The 19231-nt window shown below is 73.3% G+C and carries 12 protein-coding genes; 4 read left to right on the top strand and 8 right to left on the bottom strand.

Features of this window, described 5'->3' with window-relative positions; all coding sequences use genetic code 11:
• Positions 1–25 precede the first annotated feature (25 nt).
• Positions 26–733 carry a methyltransferase domain-containing protein gene (locus tag AB0L37_RS08375; protein ID WP_365501695.1) on the bottom strand — a complete coding sequence of 236 codons (708 nt, stop codon included), beginning with the start codon at positions 731–733 and terminating at the stop codon, positions 26–28.
• A gap of 48 nt (positions 734–781) precedes the next feature.
• On the bottom strand, positions 782–2371 hold the full coding sequence (locus AB0L37_RS08370) for a glycosyltransferase (RefSeq protein ID WP_365501693.1): 1590 nt from the start codon (positions 2369–2371) through the stop codon (positions 782–784).
• A 40-nt stretch (positions 2372–2411) separates the two neighbouring features.
• Here AB0L37_RS08370 and AB0L37_RS08365 point away from each other — a divergent pair, with 40 nt between their 5' ends.
• The gene (locus AB0L37_RS08365) at positions 2412–3026 is read left to right on the top strand and encodes an acyltransferase (RefSeq protein WP_365501691.1); all 615 of its coding nucleotides are present in this window, start codon (positions 2412–2414) and stop codon (positions 3024–3026) included.
• A 193-nt stretch (positions 3027–3219) separates the two neighbouring features.
• On the opposite strand, the gene AB0L37_RS08360 is transcribed toward AB0L37_RS08365, so the two are convergent.
• From AB0L37_RS08360 to AB0L37_RS08345, 4 genes are all read right to left on the bottom strand, one after another.
• A complete protein-coding gene (locus AB0L37_RS08360; RefSeq protein WP_365501689.1) occupies positions 3220–4509 on the bottom strand; it encodes a nucleotide sugar dehydrogenase in 1290 nt (429 codons plus the stop codon).
• 2 nt (positions 4510–4511) lie between these two features.
• Positions 4512–6080 carry a glycosyltransferase family 4 protein gene (locus tag AB0L37_RS08355; protein ID WP_365501687.1) on the bottom strand — a complete coding sequence of 523 codons (1569 nt, stop codon included), beginning with the start codon at positions 6078–6080 and terminating at the stop codon, positions 4512–4514.
• A gap of 178 nt (positions 6081–6258) precedes the next feature.
• On the bottom strand, positions 6259–7308 hold the full coding sequence (locus AB0L37_RS08350) for a Gfo/Idh/MocA family oxidoreductase (protein ID WP_365501685.1): 1050 nt from the start codon (positions 7306–7308) through the stop codon (positions 6259–6261).
• Positions 7308–8405, bottom strand: coding sequence for a DegT/DnrJ/EryC1/StrS family aminotransferase (locus AB0L37_RS08345; protein WP_365501683.1), 1098 nt, complete (start codon positions 8403–8405; stop codon positions 7308–7310). Before AB0L37_RS08345 ends, AB0L37_RS08350 begins: the two co-directional genes overlap by 1 nt.
• 153 nt (positions 8406–8558) lie before the next feature.
• Between AB0L37_RS08345 and AB0L37_RS08340 the strand changes: the two genes are divergently transcribed.
• Positions 8559–10235, top strand: coding sequence for a hypothetical protein (locus AB0L37_RS08340; RefSeq protein ID WP_365501681.1), 1677 nt, complete (start codon positions 8559–8561; stop codon positions 10233–10235).
• Positions 10236–10244: 9 nt separating this feature from the next.
• Here the strand turns inward: AB0L37_RS08340 and AB0L37_RS08335 are convergent, their stop codons facing one another.
• Positions 10245–11774 carry a glycosyltransferase family 39 protein gene (locus tag AB0L37_RS08335; protein ID WP_365501679.1) on the bottom strand — a complete coding sequence of 510 codons (1530 nt, stop codon included), beginning with the start codon at positions 11772–11774 and terminating at the stop codon, positions 10245–10247.
• A 62-nt stretch (positions 11775–11836) separates the two neighbouring features.
• Positions 11837–13936 carry a CDP-glycerol:glycerophosphate glycerophosphotransferase gene (locus tag AB0L37_RS08330; protein ID WP_365501677.1) on the bottom strand — a complete coding sequence of 700 codons (2100 nt, stop codon included), beginning with the start codon at positions 13934–13936 and terminating at the stop codon, positions 11837–11839.
• Positions 13937–14203: 267 nt separating this feature from the next.
• Between AB0L37_RS08330 and AB0L37_RS08325 the strand changes: the two genes are divergently transcribed.
• Positions 14204–17680 carry a CDP-glycerol glycerophosphotransferase family protein gene (locus tag AB0L37_RS08325; protein WP_365501675.1) on the top strand — a complete coding sequence of 1159 codons (3477 nt, stop codon included), beginning with the start codon at positions 14204–14206 and terminating at the stop codon, positions 17678–17680.
• Positions 17677–19212 (top strand): hypothetical protein, encoded by a 1536-nt coding sequence (locus AB0L37_RS08320; RefSeq protein ID WP_365501673.1) that lies wholly within the window; start codon positions 17677–17679, stop codon positions 19210–19212. Before AB0L37_RS08325 ends, AB0L37_RS08320 begins: the two co-directional genes overlap by 4 nt.
• Positions 19213–19231 lie beyond the last annotated feature (19 nt).

Raw genomic sequence — 19231 nt, 5'->3', positions numbered from 1 at the left:
AGGCCCGCCCGGCCCACCGGGCCCGTCAGCCGGTCTGCGCGGGCACGGCCCGCGGCGCCCGGCCGCACCGCTCCCTGCCGTCGAGCGGCGCGGGGATCGCGATGCCGTCGACGCCGCCGACCTTGTTCGCCCACCAGCAGGTCACCCCGCGCACCACCCGCATCCGCAGCGCCGGATAGTGCGGGGGACGGCGGAAGACGCCGACGGTGTCGCCCCAGTAGGCGTGCTTGGCGTCGATCGCCGGGTAGTCGTGGCGGATGCCCCGCAGCGGCGGGAAGTCCGTGTGCACCTCGCGCAGTTCGAGCCCGGAGTACGCGGCCATCGCCCGCATGCCGTCCGGGTAGTAGCGCCAGCAGTCCTGCGCGTCGTGGGCGTGGCCGCGCGAGGGCGCGGTGACGACGGCCGTGCCGCCGGGCCTGAGCACCCGGGCGATCTCCAGCATCGTCGCCCAGAAGAACGGGATGTGCTCGAACGCCTGCCCGGAGATCACGAAGTCGGCGCTCCTCGACTTCACCGGGATGCGGTACGGCTTCGTCATCACCCGGTCGACGTTGCGCCCGTCGAGCACGTCCACGCCCACGTACTCGATGTCGCGCCCGGTGAGCAGCGAGCGATGCGTGCGGGTCTGCTTGTCGGACACGCGCGCGCCCAGGTCGACGACACGGTGCCGCCCCTCGGCCGGGAGGTACTCCTCGACGCAGAGTTTCATGTGGGCGTAGGCGGAGGGGTGCATGGGGCGGGGGTCCTCTCGGCTCAGAAGCGTCGGCCCAGACGGGTCGGCTCAGGTGCGTCGGCGCAGCGGGCCGAGGCAGCGCCCCACCAACTGCCGTACGGGGACCCGCGTCACGCGCAGCGTCAACGCCCCGGGCACCGTGCCCCGCGTGCTGACGGTGACCCGGTGCGGGCGCAGCCGGTGCCAGCGGCGCAGCGCGGGCAGTTCGGCGGTCAGCGGCACCTCGTGCGTGACACCGAGCCCGGTCACCTTCAGGGCGAAGGCGCACGTCCCCCAGGCGGCACCCTTCGCCGGGAACAACTCGGCGACGTCAAAGGCGAGTTCGACGCAGACCCCTTCTTCTCCGTCGGCCGCCGTGAGGGAGACCGCACACGGACGCGGCTGCCGCTCCTCCCCCCTGCGGGACTCGACCCGCACCCGCACCGCCCCGGCCCCGACCCGTGCCAGCTCGGGCAGCGACCCGCGCACCCGGATCAACAGCCGCTCCCCGTCGTCGGACCAGGACGCCTCGGCGGGCCCGAAGGTCTGCTCGGTCCAGGGTTCGGCCAGTTCCTCGGTGACGTCGAACCAGGCGTCGGGCAGGCCGAGTTCGGGGTCGCGGAAACAGGCGTGGGCGACATAGGCGCGGTCGCCGTCCAGCCGGAGCGGCGGCTGCGGGTCGCGCACGACGTCCAGCAGCGCCTGCGTGTGCCCGCGTTCGGCCAGCCCGACCAGCAGTCGTTGCCGCCGGTCGAGCTTGCGCAGCACGTACGCGTTGGCGTACTTGCGCATGAGATCGCCGAGCCCCTCGCACACGAACTTCTGTTCCTCGGGCGGCAGTTCGAGGAGTTGCGGCTCGACAAGGGCCGCCAGCTCCCAGGTGGTGTGCCGCTGGTTGATCCAGTCCCGGCCGCGCCCGGGCTCGGTCATCCGCTCGGTGAGCGCCATGATCGCCGCGGTGGCGCGCAGCCGGTCGGTCATCCGGTGCCGGAAGGTGACGTTGCTGCCGTCCTCACGGCGTACGGCGAAGTAGTAGTCGTAGTCGGCGCGCACGGAGATCCGCCGGGCCCGGAAGCACGCCTCCAGGGTGAACGGCTGATCGCTGAGGACCGGGTACTCCTCCGGGAAGCGCAACCCGTGCCGCTCGATCAGCTCCCGGCGGAACAGCTTGGTGTTGGACAGCGCCCATGGGAGCGCCGAGTCCTCCAGCCGCACGTCGTCCTGGGAGGAGGTGAAGACGGCCCGGGGCACGGTGCGTCCGTTGACCCCGACCATGCGCCCCAGGACCACATCGGACTCGAGCCGGTCGGCGGCGTCGACGAGCCGTTCCAGCGCCTCGGTCCCCAGGTGGTCGTCGGCGCCGACGAAGAACACGTACCGGCCGCGCGCCACGTCAAGGGCGCGGTTGCTGGGCGCCGCCGGGCCACCGGAGTTGGGCTGGTGCAGCACGGTGAACACCTCCGGATACTGGTCGGCGAACCGCTCCAGCTCCTTCTCGCTGCCGTCGGTGGAGCCGTCGTCGACGGCGACGACCTCCAGCCGTTCGTGTCCGATGGACTGCTCGACCAGGGAGGTAAGGCACTCGGTCAGATACGGCATCGTGTTGTAGACGGCGACGACGACGCTGACGTCCGGCTCACCGCCGGCGGTGTTCTGCATGCCATGCAAACGACCGACCGCCTCGCTCGTTGCTTACTTCATGACGACTACGAGTGTTTCCCCCACAGGTGTCCGGATCGCGGAGGGCGCACAGGTCCACGCCACCGCGTCGCTCGGGTCGGGCACGTCCGTCTGGGAGTTGGCGCAGATCAGGGAAGGGGCGCGGCTCGGCGAGGGGTGCGTGGTGGGCCGGGGCGCGTACATCGGTACGGACGTCTCGATCGGCTCCCACGTCAAGATCCAGAACTACGCCCTCGTCTACGAGCCGGCGACCCTTGCCGACGGCGTCTTCGTCGGCCCCGCGGTGGTCCTCACCAACGACCACAACCCGCGCTCCGTCTCCCCCGACGGGAAGCTGAAGCGGGCGTCCGACTGGGAGCCGGTCGGGGTGACGGTGGCCGAGGGCGCCTCGCTGGGGGCGCGTTCGGTGTGCGTGGCGCCGGTGCGGATCGGGCGCTGGGCGATGGTGGCGGCCGGGGCGGTGGTCACGCGGGACGTGCCGGATTTCGCGCTGGTGGCGGGGGTGCCGGCGCGGCGGATCGGGTGGGTGGGCCCGTCCGGGGAGCGGCTGGAGGAGGTCGAGCCCGGTGTCTGGCGGTGCGGGCGCTCCGGGGATCTGTACCGGGAGACTCCGTCGGGGCTGGTGGAGGGGTGAGCCCGGGTCCGGCGCGTGGGCGTCTGCCGGGTTGTTGAGTCGTCGGCGGGCGCCGGTTGAGTGTGGCTGGTCGCGCAGTTCCCCGCGCCCCTGGAATGCGCACCTTCGGTGCGGCATCCCAGGGGCGCGGGGCTGTATCCATCAGCGGCTCCGCCGCGGGGCGCGACCAGCCACGACGCGCCCCGGCACCCCCTTACTGAGGCGCCCCCAGCACAACGCGCCGGACGCCCTCCCAGCGGGCCGGATCCGTGACCCGACGGCCGTCGACCAGCACCCGTACGTCCGGGAAGTCCCCCACCCCCAGTTCCCGGTACTCCGCGTGATCGGCCTGCACGACGGCGGCGGTCACGGCCTGCCCGGCGTACGGGGTGAGGCCCAGCGCGGCCAGCTCGGCATCGTCGTACAGCGGGTCGGAGACATAAGGCACGGCCCCGGCCGAACGCAGCGCGCCGACCACCCCGAACACCCCGGAGAACGCGGTCTCCTTGACCCCGCCCCGGTACGCGGCCCCGAGCACGAGGACCTCGGCGCCGGACAAGTCACCGTACGCGCGGGCCAGTTGGGACACCGCATACGCGGGCATCGCCGCGTTCGCCTCGCGGGCGGCGCGCACGACGGTCGCCTCGGGGTCGTTCCACAGGTACATGCGCGGGTACACCGGGATGCAGTGGCCGCCGACCGCGATGCCGGGCTGGTGGATGTGGCTGTACGGCTGGGAGTTGCAGGCCTCGATGACCTTGAGGACGTCGATGCCGGACCGGTCCGCGAACCGCGCGAACTGGTTGGCGAGGCCGATGTTCACGTCGCGGTACGTCGTCTCCGCCAGCTTGGCGAGCTCGGCGGCCTCCGCCGAGCCGAGGTCCCAGACGCCGTTCGGGCGCGGCAGATCGTCCCGTACGTCGAAGTCGAGGACGGCCTCGTAGAAGTCGACGCCCGCGCGGGCAGACGCCGCGTCGAGCCCGCCGACCAGCTTCGGATAGCGGCGCAGATCGCTGAAGACCCGTCCGGTCAGGACCCGTTCGGGGCTGAAGACGAGGGAGAAGTCGCGGCCGGCGCGCAGCCCGGAGCCCTCTTCCAGCATCGGCGCCCAGCGCGTACGCGTCGTACCGACGGGCAGCGTCGTCTCGTACGAGACGAGCGTGCCGGGGCGCAGCCCCTGCGCGACCTCGCGGGTCGCCGCGTCCATCCAGCCGAAGTCGGGCGTGCCGTCGGCGTCGACGTACAGCGGGACGACGAGGACGACGGCGTCGGCGGACGCGACGGCCGCCGCGGTGTCCGTGGTCGCGCTCAACGACCCTTGTGCCACCGCCTTCTTGAGGCGGGTGTCGAGGTCGTGCTCGCCGGGAAACGGTTCGGCGCCGTCGTTCACGAGGGAGACCACGCGCTCGTCGACGTCGGCGCCGACGACCTCGTGACCCTTGGACGCGAACTGAACGGCGAGGGGGAGGCCGATCTTCCCGAGGGCTACTACGCAGATACGCATGGTCAGTTGACTCCTGATGAGGCGGTGAGCTGTGATGCCGGCCGGGGCACGGCGTGCGGCAGCAGGCGGCGGTAGACGCCGTCCAGGACCTCGGCCTGCGCCTGCCAGGTCCAGGCCTCCAGCAGGCCGGGGGCGTCGTAGGCGGCCCGGTAGCGGGCCGGGTCCGCGAGGACGGCGCGCACCGCTCGCACGAAGTCGTCGGTGTCCTCGGCCCGGAACACCTCGCCCTGCCCGGTCTCGCGCACCTTGCCCGCCATGGTCCTGACGTCGCTGACGACGATGGGCAGGCGGGCGTGCGCGTACTCCATGAACTTGGTGATGAGGGCCAGTTCGTGGTTGGGCCAGTGGTGGATCGGGATGAGGCCGACGTCGGCGCCGGACAGGAAGTCGACGACCTGCCAGTGCGGGACGTAGGGCAGCGGGTGCACCCGGTCGGCGACGCCGAGTTCGGCGGCGCGGGCGAGCAGGCCCTTCATGAACGCGTTCTGCGGGGACAGGACGACGAACGCGGCGTGCGCGCCGGGGATGCGGGGCAGCGCCTCGACGACCGTGTCCAGGCCGCGCTGCTGCGCGACCGCACCGCTGTAGACGAGCAGGGGGGTGTCAGGGCCGACGCCGCACATGGCACGCAGGTCGGGCGCCGGTTCACCGGCCTGGTCCACGGGCGGCTCGCCGCCGGGGGCGTTGAGGACCACGGCCGGGGTGCGGGGCAGCCCGTGGTCGCGGCGCAGCAGGTCGGCGAGGGTCTCGGAGACCGTCACGACGGCGTCCGCGTACGGCGCGTACTCCCGCTCGTGGGCACAGTGCGCGGGCAGCCAACGCCCGTGGTCCGCGCGGGGTTTGATGCCGGGCAGGTACTCGTGGGCGTCCCAGAGGAGCTTGACTTCCCGGCCCTTGGCGCGGGCGCGCGCGGCGGCGCGGGCGCCGACGCCGATCATCCGGAAGTCGTTGGCGTGGATCAGGTCGGGCCGCAGTGCGTCGATCACGGGCCCGAACGTGAACTCGTAGTCCCACAAGTACGGTTCGAGCCTGCGCCAGGACCGTACGCCCATCAGCGTGCGCACCGTCCACGCCCAGAGCCGGTCGGTCGCGCCGTCGAGGTTCTTGCGCGCGGCCCGGGCCTGCGTCAACTGCCGCTGGCGCAACTGGGTCCAGCGCACGAGGGCTTGTGCGGCGGCGCGCCGGACGAGGAAGTTCCGGCCCTCGGCGGCCCGCCGGGCCAGCAGGTCGGCGCGCCACGCCTTGGCCTGCGCGACGCGGTAGGTGTCGATGCCGCCGGGCCGGTAGGCGAGCGGGCGGCGCAGCCAGGGGCGGCGGAACTGGTGGCGTCTGCGGTCGAGTTGGCGCGCCATCGGCAGCAGCCTGACGTCGGCCTCCCCCAGCATCCAGGTGCGCTGCCTGCGGTCCGGTGACTGGCCGAGCAGGGTGACCCGCCAGCCGGCGTCGGCCATCGAGCGGGCCGCCTTCTGTACGCGGGAGTCTCCGTTGACCCCGTTGTCGACGAGCATCACGACGCGGCGCCCGCCGCCCTCGGGGGGTGTTGCCGGGTCGGGGGCGGGGTGAGGTCGCACGCGATGTCCTTGTCGTGTCGGGGTCGTGTCGGACCGCCCGGGGCCGGGGCGGGGGCTGAGCCGGGCCCGTGACGCCAGGACCTGGGCCCTGCGCGGAGCAACGAACGGCGTACGCGGGCGGCAACGCGGCGTCACCCGGACGGACGCGTGCCGTCGCCGGGCCGCTCGTGCGGGGTGGCTAAGGCCGGCCGCCCGGGGCGCCCGGCTGCGGCAGGGGCCGGGCGTCGCCCTCGCGTCGCGCCTGGGGAAGCCGTACGGAGACCCGCTCGCGCGCCGACTCCAGGACGGCGGCGGCCACCTCCACCGTCCGCAGCCCCTCCCGCAGCGACACGATCCCGGCGGCGTCCTTGCCGTCCACCGCGTCGCGGAACCGTTCGTGCTCCACGAGCAGCGGCTCCCGCTTCGGCGTCGCGTAGCGGATCATGTCGCCCTCGCTGACCCCGCGGAACGCCCGCAGCGCCTCCCACTCGGTGGTCACGGCGCCGTTGGCGTAGTACGTGAGGTCGGCCGTCAGGGTGTCCGCGACGAAGCAGCCGCGCTCCCCCGTGACCGCCGTGAAGCGCTCCTTGAGCGGGCTGAGCCAGTTCACGAGGTGACTGACGAGGGTGCCGTCGGTGAGGTCGCCCGTGACCGTCACCATGTCCTCGTGCTCGCGGCCCGACTTGGACAGGGTGCGGGCGGAGACCGACGCGTACTCCTGGCCCGTCACCCAGCCCGTGAGGTCGATGTCGTGCGTGGCCAGGTCCTTCACCACGCCGACGTCCGCGATGCGGTGCGGGAAGGGGCCCTGGCGGCGGGTGACGACCTGGAAGACCTCGCCGAGTTCGCCGGCCTCCAGGCGCGAACGCAGGTTCTGGAGCGCCGGGTTGAAGCGTTCGATGTGGCCGACGCCCGCGACCAGGCCCGCCGTCTCGAACGCGTCGACGAGACGGCGGGCCGCGACCACGGAGTGCGCGAGCGGCTTCTCGATCAGGGCGCACACCCCGTGCACGGCCAGGGCCATGCCGATCTCTTCGTGCAGCGCGGTGGGGCACGCCACGACGGCGTAGTCGGGGCGCAGGGCGAGGAGTTCGTCCAGGGCGCGCACCACCGGGGCCCCGCTCGGCAGGGTGCCGCCCGCCGGGTCCATCGCGCCCACGAGGTCGACGCCGTCGAGGAGGCCGAGGACGCGGGCGTGGTTGCGGCCCATGGCGCCGAGGCCGATCAGGACCGCTGTCAGCTTGCTCATCACAGGCTCCCGGCGACGGAGTCGACCGCCTCGGCGACGCGCTCGATCTCGCGGTCCGTCAGCGTCGGATGGACCGGCAGCGAGAGCACCTCGGCTGCGGCCCGGTCGGTCTCGGGCAGCCGGTCGCCCGTCTCGTACGGGGTGAGGCGGTGGATCGGGGTGGGGTAGTAGACGGCGCTGCCGACGCCCCGCACCTCCAGCTCCCGCCGGAACGCGTCCCGCAGTCCTTCGCCGATCCGCACCGTGTACTGGTGGTGGACGTGCCGGGCGCCGTCGGCGACGTACGGCGTCGTCACCGCGTCCGTCGTGATGAGCGCGTCGAGGCGCTTGGCGTGGGAGCGGCGGCGCTCGGTCCACTCCGCGAGGTGCCCGAGCTGGACGCGGCCGACGGCGGCGTTCACGTCGGTCATGCGCATGTTGGCGCCGACGATCTCGTTGGCGTAGCGCGCCTCCATGCCCTGGTTGCGCAACAGGCGCAGGGTGCGGGCGAGCTCGGCGTCGGCGACGGTGACCATGCCGCCCTCGAGCGCGTGCATGTTCTTCGTCGGGTAGAAGCTGAAGCAGCCCGCCGTGCCGTGCGCGCCGACCGGGCGGGCGTCCAGCGCGGCGCCGTGCGCCTGGCAGGCGTCCTCGACGACGGCAAGGCCGTGCCGCTCGGCCAGCGGGGTGAGCTCGTCCATCGCGGCGGGGTGACCGTAGAGGTGGACGGGCATGATCGCCGCCGTGCGGGGGCCGATGAGCGAGGCGACCGCGCGCGGGTCGACACAGTACGTGCGCGGGTCGATGTCCGCGAAGACCGGATCGGCGCCCACCAGACGGACGGCGTTGGCGGTGGCGGCGAACGAGAACGACGGCACGATCACCTCGTCGCCGGGCCCGATGCCGAGGGCGAGGAGTGTCAACTGCAAGGCGGAGGTGCCCGAGTTGACGGCCACGCAGTGGCGGCCGTCCACCAGGGTCGCGAACTCCTCCTCGAAGGCGGCGACTTCGGGGCCCTGCACGACACGGCCGCTGCGCAGGACGCGTACGGCCGCCTGGATCTCGGCTTCTCCGATGACCGGGCGTGCGGGCGGGATCGGTGCGGGAGCCCCGCTCATGAACATCACTCCGTCCGGAGGTGACAACTTGGCGCGATCTCAACTCCCGAGCCTCGGGCGGGGTTTTCCGGTGCTTTACGCAATCACCCCATCGACTGATGTATCCGATTAAGGGATTTGGCCGTTTTTGCGACGGGGCCGCACAGTGCCTCCGTGAGACTTCACCGCTACACCGCCCCCGCCCTGTTCGCCGCGCTCGCGGCGGCGGGCGCGGCCCTCGCCCTGTGCTTCGCCCCGTACACCGTCGACGACGCCTTCATCTCCTGGCGCTACGGCGCGAACCTCGTCGGCTCCGGCGTCTGGAACTGGAACCCGTCGCCGTCCGCGGTGCGCGTCGAGGCGTACACCAATCCGCTCTACACGGCCCTGTCCGTGGTGCCCGCGCTGCTCGGGATGCCGGTCGAGCTGTTCTTCAAGCTGGTCTCGGTCGGGGTGCTCGCCGGATACGTCGTCGCGGTGGTCAGGCTCGACGTGCCGCGCCGCCAGCGTCTCGCGCTGTGCGCGTTCGCGCTGCTCAGCCCGGTGTTCTTCGTGCATCTCTTCAGCGGTCTGGAGACGGTGTCGTTCGCGCTGCTCACCGCCGCCCCGTTCGCGCTCGTCGCCCGGCACGGGCGGCTCGGCCGGCTCGGTCACCTCGCCTGTCTGGGGCTGGCGTTCAGCCGTCCCGAGGGCATCGCGCTCGCGGCCGCCGCGCAGGCGTGGGGGCTCGTGGTGGGGCGGCGGCGCCGGGATCTGTGGGGCGCGCTCGCGCTCGGCGGCGCGCTGGCCGCGTACTGGCTGCTGCGCGCCTGGTACTTCGGCCGGTTCTTCCCGAACACCTTCTACCAGAAGTCGACCGGGCACGGCGGCTGGATCGACGGCGCCCTCGGGGCGGGCCCGGTGGTGTGGCTGCCGGTGGGCGCCGCCGTTCTCGCGGTGGCCGCGCTCGCCGGTCGGTGGCTGCTGCGCGCGGACCGGGAACGGCTGCGCGACGCGACGCCGCTGGTGCTCGCCGTCTGCGCCGCCGTCATCCACCTGGGGCTCTACCAGGCGTCCGTCCTCGCCATGAACTACGCGGACCGGTTCTCCTGGCAGATCCTCTTCCCGGTGGCGGTGGTGGCCCTGGTGCGGCCGCTCACGGCCCGGACCGCGCCCTGGTCGGCGGCGGCCTGCGCGCTCGCGGCGGCCACCGCGCTGTCCCTGGAGTGGCATCCGGTCCTCGCGGCGGCGGGGGCGCTGGCGGGCGCGGCCGCCGTGTTCGGCGGCGCCCGGCTGCGCGTCCCCGCGGTCCTCGCCCTCGCCGCGGTCGCCGTGGCCCTGGTCTCGGTGACCCCGCCGCGCGAACTCACCGCCATCGCCGCCTACCGCTACCGCCTGGAGTACGCGCACCAGGCGCTCGGCCGGGCCGTCGCGGACGACAAGGAGTTCCGGGGCACGGTCGCGATCGGCGACGCCGGGATCATGCCGTTCTGCCTGGGCGCCCGGCACGACGTGTACGACCTGCGCGGCCTCGCCGACCCGTATCTGGGCCGCGGGCCGCTCCCGGCGGAACTCCTCGACCGCAAGGTGCAGATGGTCGTGGCGGTGGGCCGCCCGTACGACCCCAAGGGGCTGCGCGCCACCACGCCCACGTCGCTCCCCCTGGTGAAGCACGCGTACGCGGCCGGGTTCGAGCCCGCGGGCCGCCTTCAGTTCACCGACACGGCCTGGCAGAGCGTCCTGGTCAGGCCCGGCGCTCCGGCTCCCGGCCTGAAGCGGGCGGCGCGGCTGGCGCGGCAGGAGAATCTGCGGCCCGACGCGGCGGTCGTCCGCGACCATCTGGGCGAGCTGCCCTTCCTGTCACAGTGCTGAACAGCCCGCTCACCGTGGTGAACATCCCGCCACGGGCCCGCCCACCCGCGCGTACAGCACGAGCCGCCCGCTCTTGCGCCGCACGTCCCTCAGGGGCGTGAACTCCCTTTGCAGGATGTCGAGTTTGGCGCGCTCGCCCCAGGAGCGGGTGCGCCAGCCCGGGTAGCCGGCCTCGGCATCGAACAGGACCCAGACGCGGGGCAGGCAGTCCATGCGGGCGGCCAGTTCGCCGCGGGGGACGTCGATGCCGTAGAGGGTGCCGGAGGCCGCGCCCGACGTGCGCAGCGAGACGTCGCGGACGCCCGCGACCGAGGACGGGTACGCCTCGGTGTAGCGGCGTCCGGTCTTCGGCAGGTACAACAGCGGGTCGCCGGGCCGGAGTCGGTCCGAGAGCATGCGCGCCACCGCGCCGAGGTCGTCGCGCCGGGCGTTCGCCGAGCGCTGCTGCTCCTGGAGCGGGAGCTGCGCGAGGAAGGCGACGGCGACCAGGCCGGCGCCCGCGAGGGCCGGTGCCGTGCCGGACTTGAGGGCGGCGGGCCTGGGCAGCCGGGCGAGCACGGCCTCCGCGCCCGCCGCCACGAGCAGCGGCACCCCGGCGAACGCGAAGAGCGCGTACCGGGACGCGTACAGCGGATGCCACTGCGAGACCGCGAAGAGGACCAGCGGCGGGACGAGCGCGAGCGGCAGCGCGACGGCGACCAGGCCGCACGCGCCGCGCGCCCTGCGGGCGACGGGGCGCGACACCGCGACGGCGATGAGGGCGAGCGTGATCACGTACAGCGGTCCGTGCCGTCCGGTCGCCGCGCGCAGCAGCGTCTCGGCGTCCGCCCAGCCGGGCCGCCGGATCCAGGCCACCTGCCGGCTCTGTCCGCGGGTCAGCGCGACGAGCGGCAGCAGGGCCAGCGCGGAGCAGCCCGCCGCGCACCCCCAGCCGCGCCAGGTCCGCCACGGCACCCGGGTCGCGGCGAGCGTCACGGCGTGCGCCGCGAGCAGCAGGACCGCGAACTCGTGCAGCCACGCCGTGACGGTGACGGCCGCCGCGTACGCGGCCCAGCGGCGCGCGGCCGGCCGCTCGACGCAGCGCGTGAGCAGCAGCGTCGCGCCCGCCGCCCCGGCCGCGACCAGGGCGTACGAGCGGCCCTCCTGCGCGTAGTACTGGGCGAAGGGCGCGACGGCGTACAGCAGGCCCGCCCACAGGCCGACGCGCGGGCGCGCCAGGCGGCTGCCGAGCGCGGCGACCAGACAGGCCGTGACGCTCGCGCCGACGACGGACGGCAGGCGGAGCATGAACTCGCCCGGGTGCAGCGGCAGCACGAAGTGCATCAGCAGGTAGTAGAGCCCGTGCACGGCGTCGATCGAACCGAGCACGTGCCACAGCTGCGGCAGCGACCGGGAGGCGACCATGACGGTGGCGGCCTCGTCCCGCCACATCGTGCCCCGGTCCAGGTGCCACAGGGCCAGGGCGAGCGCGGTGGCGCCGGGGACCGCGACGGCCAGGGCCCGGGCGCGGGCGGGCCCCGGCTGGGAGTTCAGCAGCATGGGGCGAGTTTGTACGACTAGTAACGAAAGGCCCGGTGTGCCCGTCCCGTGCCGCCCGAACGTCACCCGTTCAGAAACAGCTTCCGCACGACTCGCTCCGCCGCGCCGCCGTCGTCGTACGCGCAGAACCGCTCGCGGAACGCCGACCGCAGCCGGGTCGTCGCCGCCGTGTCCCAGGTGCCGTCCCGGAAGTGGGCGATCAGTTCGTCCTCCGAGGTGGCGACGGCGCCCGGGGTGTCGCCGGGCAGCCCCGACAGGAGGTCGAAGTAGGTGCCGCGGGCGAGCCGGTAGGCCTGCCAGTCGGGGGCGTACGTGACGATCGGGCGGTCCAGGCACGCGTAGTCGAACATCAGGGACGAGTAGTCGGTGACCAGGGCGTCGGCGGCGAGGCAGAGGTCCTCGACGCGGTCGTGTCCGGTGACGTCGATCAGGCGCGGATGGGTGTCGGCGAGTCCGGCCTCACTGCCGTAGAAGTAGTGGGCGCGGACGAGGACGACGGTGTCGTCGCCGAGGGCGTCGGCGAACCGGGCGAGGTCGAGGCGGGGCAGGAAGCCCTTCTGGTAGTCGCGGTGGGTGGGCGCGTAGAGCAGGGCGCGCTGACCGTCGGCGATCCCCAACTCCCTCCTGATGCGCAGGATTTCCTCGTCCGGCGTGTGGAAGTACACGTCGTTGCGCGGATAGCCGGCCTCCAGCGGGGCGTACGCCGCCGACGGGTACACCCGCTCCCAGACCTGCGTGGAGTGCGGGTTGCTGGAGAGGCTGTAGTCCCACTGGTCGGTGTGGGCGAGGACCTTGGCGAAGCTGATGCCGTGCGTGCCGGCCGGGTAGCGGCGCTGGTCGAGACCCATCCGCTTGAGCGGGGTGCCGTGGTGGGTCTGGAGGTAGATCTGGCCGGGCCGCTTGGTGAAGCCGCCGGGGAACGACGAGTTGTTGATGAGATACGTGGCCGTCGCCATCGTCTGCCAGTAGCGGCGCGAGCCCTCGATGACGTACGGGACGCCCTTCGGGACGCGGTCCTTGTGCCGGGACGAGACGACGAAGACGCCCTTGATGTGCGGGGCGAGGGCGCGGGCCTTGGCGTGGATGGCGGCCGGGTTGCAGCTGACGCCGCGGTTCCAGTACGCGCCGTAGACGGCGAGGTCGGGGTCGAGGCGGGCGGTGCGCAGGTCGGTGCGGTAGGCGGCCTTCATCAGCCGGGAGCGCAGCTTCTTCTTCTGCCGGGCGAGGCGTGAAGTCACCGTCTTCTTGCGGTCGTTGACCTTCTCCTGCTTCTGGTACGAGGACCAGGACCCGGCCGCGAGGGCCGCTTCGCGCGGGCCTTCGGGGGTGTGCCCGGCGGGGCGGTGGGCACGGTGGAGTTCGGCGGCGAGGCGGAAGAACTCGGGGCGGTCGGCGGCGGGCACGCGGCCCGTGTCGTCGAGGACGGCGAGGACCCGGGCGACGGCGACGGGGAAGAGCCGGTCGCGGTCGGCGGCGGACGCGGCGAGCAGGTCCCCGTACCGCTCGACGACGGCGAAGTGCCGGCGCCCCGGGGTGCCGTTGACGCTGCCCGCGCGGCGCTTGCGCCAGCGGACGCAGGTGCGGGGCAGCACGCCGAGGGTGTCCGCCTCCAGGACGGCGCGGTGCACGGCGACGACGTCCTCGTACGGGCCATCGGGGGTGAAGGCGAGGCCCTGCCGCGTCCAGAAGTCGCGGCGTACGGCCCGGTTCCAGGCGGCCGGGGTGACGGTCAGCGGGTCGAGGTCCTCGGCGTCGAGGGCGTCGGCCGGGGACCAGACCTTGTCCCACCAGTCGGTGCGGTCGTGGCCGTAGAGCAGGAGGTCGGGGTCGCCGGCGGCGGTGAGCGCGGCGTCGATCGCGGCGAGGGCGCCCGGCAGCAGCATGTCGTCGGCGTCGAGGAAGAGGAGGTGGCCGCCGGTGGCGCGGGCGATGCCGGCGGTGCGGGCCGCGCCGGGGCCGGTGCGCTCTGCCTGGCGGACGAGTTGCACGCGCGGGTCGCGCTGCGCATACTCCGCGGCGATCGCGCCGCAGGCGTCGGGCGAGCCGTCGTCGACGACGATCGCCTCCCAGTCGCGGTGGCTCTGGGCGAGTACGGAGTCCAGGCACTCACGGAGGTAGCCCTGGGCGCGGTAGGCGGGGATGACTACGGAGAATCGGGACATAAAGGTCGACGGTACCTGGGGCTTCGCCGGGAGCCCCGTAAGGGGCGCGGGGAACTGCGCGAGCAACCACGACGGCGTCGCGCCCGCCGACAAAGCGCAACCGGCAACGGCACTGAGGCCTGGGGCTCTGCCCCAGACCCCGCTGCTCAATCGCCGCAGGGGCTTGATGTGCCCAGGCCCACTCCCCCAGCACCGAAGGGGCTCGCCACGTCACCCAGAAGGGTTAGGCAAGGCAAAACAGTTGACGCAATCGGGCAGATCAGATGAATGCCGCAAAAGCCTCGCACCCCCCGCCTCAGCGTCATCGTGCCCGTCTACAACGTCGAGGACTACCTGCCCGAATGCCTCGACTCCATCGCCGCCCAGACCCTCACGGACCTCGAAGTCATCCTGGTCGACGACGGTTCGACCGACTCCGGCCCGGCGATCGCGCGGGCCCGGGCCGCGAGCGACCCCCGGTTCCGTTACGTCCGGCAGGACAACGCCGGGCTGAGCGCCGCCCGCAACACCGGCGTGCGCCACGCGACCCCCGGCACCGAGTTCCTGACGTTCGTCGACAGTGACGACATCGTGCCGCACGACGCGTACGAGCGGATGACCGCCAGCCTGGAGCGGACCGGCTCCGACTTCGCGACCGGCAACGTCTGGCGCCTGAACGAGCGCGGCCGCTCCCAGGCCTGGCAGTACAAATGGCTCGCCCGCAGCCGCGAACGCACCCACATCACCCGTGACCGGCAACTGCTCTCCGACCGCGTCGCCTGGAACAAGGTCTTCCGGCGCTCCTTCTGGGACAAGCACCAATTCACCTTCCCGGAAGGGAAGTTGTACGAGGACACGCCGGTGATGATCCCGGCCCACTTCCTCGCCGAGGCGGTCGACGTGCTCCGCGACCACGTCTACTACTGGCGGGTCCGCGAGGGCAGCATCACCCGGCGCCGCACCGACGTGAAGGGCGTACGGGACCGGATCGCGGCCTGCGACCACGTCAGCCGGTTCCTCGCCGGGCACTTCCCCGACCGGCCCGAGCTGAAGCGCACGTACGACGCGTCCTGCCTGCGGGACGACTTCGTCTACTTCCTCGACGGGCTGCCGATGGGCGGGCCCGAGTACCGGCAGGCGTTCCTCGACGACACGGCCGCGTTCCTGCGCCGCGCCGACGCGGACATCGCCGAGGGCCTCCCGCTCGACCTGCGCGTGAAGTGGCACCTGGTGCGCGAGCGCCGCCTCGACGACCTGGTGCGGCTGCTCTCCTTCGAGCGCCGCAACGGCACCGCCTTCCACGTCCGCGGCTCGCTGCGCCGCACCGCCTCCTACCCGGGCGTGACCCGCGTCCCCGAGCACCTCGTGAAGGTCGGCAAGCGCGAGCTGCCGGTGGTGGCACGGGTGCGGGAGAGCGCGTGGGGCGCCGACGGGAAACTGCGGATCAGCGGATACGCGTACGTCCAGAACCTGGCGGCGGCCAAGCCCGGCCACTCGGTGAAGACGGGCCTGCTGAAGGCGGCGAACAGCCGCACCCAGGTCCGCCGGGTGCCGACCCGCACCGGGCCCGACCCCTCCGCGACCGTCAACTCCCGCCAGGAGCTGCACAGTTACGACCACGCGGGCTTCACCATGACGATCGACCCGGAGAAGCTGAAGGTGAAGGGGCAGTGGCGGCCCGGCACCTGGAACCTCGGGGTCGTCGTCGCCGGGCACGGCCGGCTGCGCCGTGCGGCGCTGCGCGCACTCGACGGCTCCGCCCAGCAGAACCTGGTCCGTGACCTCGGCGACGGCACCCGTCTCGTCGTCGGACACACCAAGGGGCGCCTGGTTCTGAAGGTCGTCGCGTACGCGGCGCTCGCCGACGACCACCACGCCGAGGACGGCTCGATGGTCCTCGCGGGCCGCCTGCTCGGCGGGCTCGAACCACGCACGCTGCGCCTCACGCACAAGCACTCCGGCACCGAGTTCGCGTATCCGGTGACGTGTGCGGGCGGCCGGTTCCTGGTGCGGATCGCGCTCGCGGACCTCGCGGGGGTGCCCGCGCCGGAGCACCGCGCGCCCAAGGAGGTCGAGCCGCCGCACGGCGACCGCTGGCAGGTCAACTTCGTGCTGCCGGACGGAAAGACGCGCTCCGTGGCCGCCGCCCTCGACCTGCCCCCGGCCCGGTACACGGCGGCCGGACGCGAGCTGTGCGCGACCGCCAACGACCAGGGGCAGCTCGTCGTCGAACTCACCCGGCAGCCGATCGCCGACCTGGTCAGCTGGTCGGGCGGCGACTCCTTCGTCGTCGAGGGCACCGCGCCCGAACTCTCCTGGCGCCAGCCGGAGTTCGTGCTGCGCCACAGCTCGACGACCGAGGAGCTGACCGTCCCCGTCGACCGCGACGGCGACCGCTTCCGCGCGGTCGTCGCACCGTCCGCGCTCTGGGAGGGCCGCTGGTACGGGTTCCTGCGCGAGGCCGACGACCGGCACGGGGACGGCGTCCCGGTGCGCGTCCTGACGTCGGTGGCCGGCGGGCTGCCCCGCCACCGCCCGTCCGGCGACCGGCCCGGCGCCCGCGAGTTCACCCTCGACCGCCGCTTCGGCGACCGCCTGCTCGTCGAGGCGGGCCCGGCCCTGCCGCCCGCCGACCGCGGCGCCTACCGCCGACACCGCCTGCGCACCGAGTTCTACCCGGCGCAGCGCGAACTCCCGCTGCGGGACGCGATCCTCTACGTGGACGGGGACTCGCCGCGCGCCATCCACGAGGAGCTGGTGCGGCGCGGCACGGACGTCGAGCACCTGTGGGTGACCAGGGACGGCCGCACGCAGGTCCCGGCCTCGGCGAGCGGCGTCGAGGAGTTCTCCGCCCACTGGTACGCGGCCCTCGCCCGCTGCCGCCGTATCGTCACCGCCCACCAGCTGCCCGACTTCTTCGAGCGCCGCGAGGGCCAGACCGTCGTCCAGACCTGGGACGGCGCGCCGCTCAAGCGGATCGGCACGGACCTCACGGACACGCTCTACGCCGACCACGACCACCTCGCCCAACTGCCGCGCCTGGCCCGCCAGTGGGACGTCCTGGTCGCCCCGACGCGCTGGTCGGCGCCGCACCTGTCGCGCGCCCTCGCCTACGACGGCGAGGTCCTGGAGGCCGGATCGCCGCGCAACGACGTCCTGTTCACCGCCCCCGACGACCGCCGCAAGCGCACCGAACGGCTGCGCCGCGACCTCGGCATCGACCCGGGCAAGCGCGTCGTCCTGTACGCCCCGACCTACCGCGACCACCTCGCCCACTCCCCCGGCCGCTTCCGCCACGAGCCGGCGTTCGACTTCGCGGCGGCGGAACGCGAACTGGCCGCGGACCACGTCCTCCTCGTCCGCAAGCACCCGCAGTCGACGGGCCGCCTCCCGGGCGCCCGCGCCCCCTTCGTCCACGACGTCACCGGCCACCCGAGCGCGGCCGAACTCCTGCTCCTCGCCGACGTGTTGATCACGGACTACTCGTCTTTGATGTTCGACTTCGCGCACACCGGGCGCCCGATGCTCTTCCACACGTACGACCTGGAGCACTACCGGGACACGGTCCGCGGCTTCTACCTCGACTTCGAGCGGAGCGCCCCCGGTCCGCTCCTCCGTTCCACGGACGAAGTGGTGGGCGCGCTGCGGGAGCTGGAGACCGTACGGGACCGGCACGCGCCGGCGTACGAGAGATTCCGTACCGCCTACTGCGACCTGGACGACGGGCGCGCGGCGGCGCGGGTCGCCGAACGGCTGATGCGATGACCGTCACCACACTCGCCGGGCGCGTGGTCCGCGGCGCCACCGCGCTGCGCGGTGGCCGCGCCTGGCGCCCCACCCCGTTCTTCGTCTTCGGCGGCCTGTTCTGGCTGGTGATGACGCTGGCGTACTGGCGGGTCCCGATGTGCTGCGACTTCGGCCAGCACGCGGCGGTCGTCGAACGCCTCCGCGCGAGCCTGCTCCACCCCCGCCACCCGATGGCCGACCTGCCGGGCGCGGGCAGCCCGTACTACTCCCCGTACGCGGTGGCCCAGGGCGTCTTCGCCCGCGTGACGGGCCTGGCGGGCTGGGAGGTCGTGAAGCTGGCGGGCCCCGTCAACCTCCTGGTCCTCCTGACGGGCCTCAACCGCTTCGTCCGCACCCTGACACCCCGTCAATGGGCGCCGGTCCTGGCCCTGTTGGCGATGACCCTGCTGTGGGGCACGCGCACGGCCTGGTGGAGCGGCTACCTGGGCCTCCTGTCGATGACGGGCAACCTCGGCTACCCGTCGACGTTCGCGATCGGCCTGTCGTTCTGGGCCTGGGCCTGGACGGCGCGGCTGCGACCGGCCGGCTCGTACTGGGGTTATGCGGGCCTGGGAGCACTACTGGGCGCGATCTTGCTGATCCATCCCATCTCCTCTGTAGCGGCGGTGATCGGAGTCGCGGCTAGGGGCGCGGGGAACTGCGCGACCAGGCACGACGGCGCGACACTCAACCAACTCACCCGCTGGGCAACGGCGCTCTCCACAACAGCCGCCATCACCTTGATCTGGCCCTACTACAACGTCCTGTCCCTGGTCGGAGACCCGAGCGTCGACAGCATCCACCGCCAGCTCTACACAGACATGCCCGCCCACTTCTGGCTGGCCGCCCTGGGCCTCCCCGCCCTCTGCCTCCGCTTCCGCCGCAACCCCCGAGACCCGCTCGCCCTCATGTTCGCCGCGGACGTCGCCGTGATCGCGTACGGCTGGGCGACCGGGCACTACACGTACGGCAGGATCATGGGCCTCGCCCTGATCCCGCTCCAGTTCTCGCTGGCGATCGCGCTGGCGGCCCCCCGCCCGTGGGCCTGGCCGCGGCGCGCGCTCGGTGCCGTCGCGGCGGCGGGCGCGGCCATCGGCTTCCTCGCGGTGCAGGCCGGCGCGGTCGTCCCCCGGGTCTTCGACCAGCCGCCGATGTGGCCGACGTACACGTGGGCGGCGCAGCACATCCCGCCCGGCGACGTGGTCCTGACGAACGGCTACCGGCCGACCCGTTCGCTGCCCGGCTTCGGCCCGAACCTGGTCGCCCCGGCCTGGCCGGACCCGGCGCTCGACGAGCACGAACGGCAGCGCCGCCTGACCGCGGTCCGCGCCTACCTCGCCCCCGACTCCACGCGCTCGGAGCGGATGACGATCGCGCACCGCTACGGCGTGCACTGGCTGCTGCTCGACCGCAGCCAGAAGCTGCCGCCGGAAGCGGTCCTGGTCGCATGGAGCCCCCGGACCGGCGAGGTGCTCGCACGGATCAACGGGGGCTCTCCCAGGCGCGGTTGAAGCCTGCATCGGCAACTGA

It is taken from the genome of Streptomyces sp. NPDC052225 (genome assembly GCF_040679615.1).
Taxonomy (GTDB): Bacteria; Actinomycetota; Actinomycetes; order Streptomycetales; family Streptomycetaceae; genus Streptomyces.
The sequence above is the reverse complement of the archived record's forward strand: the minus strand, read 5'-3'. Positions and strand labels throughout refer to the sequence as shown.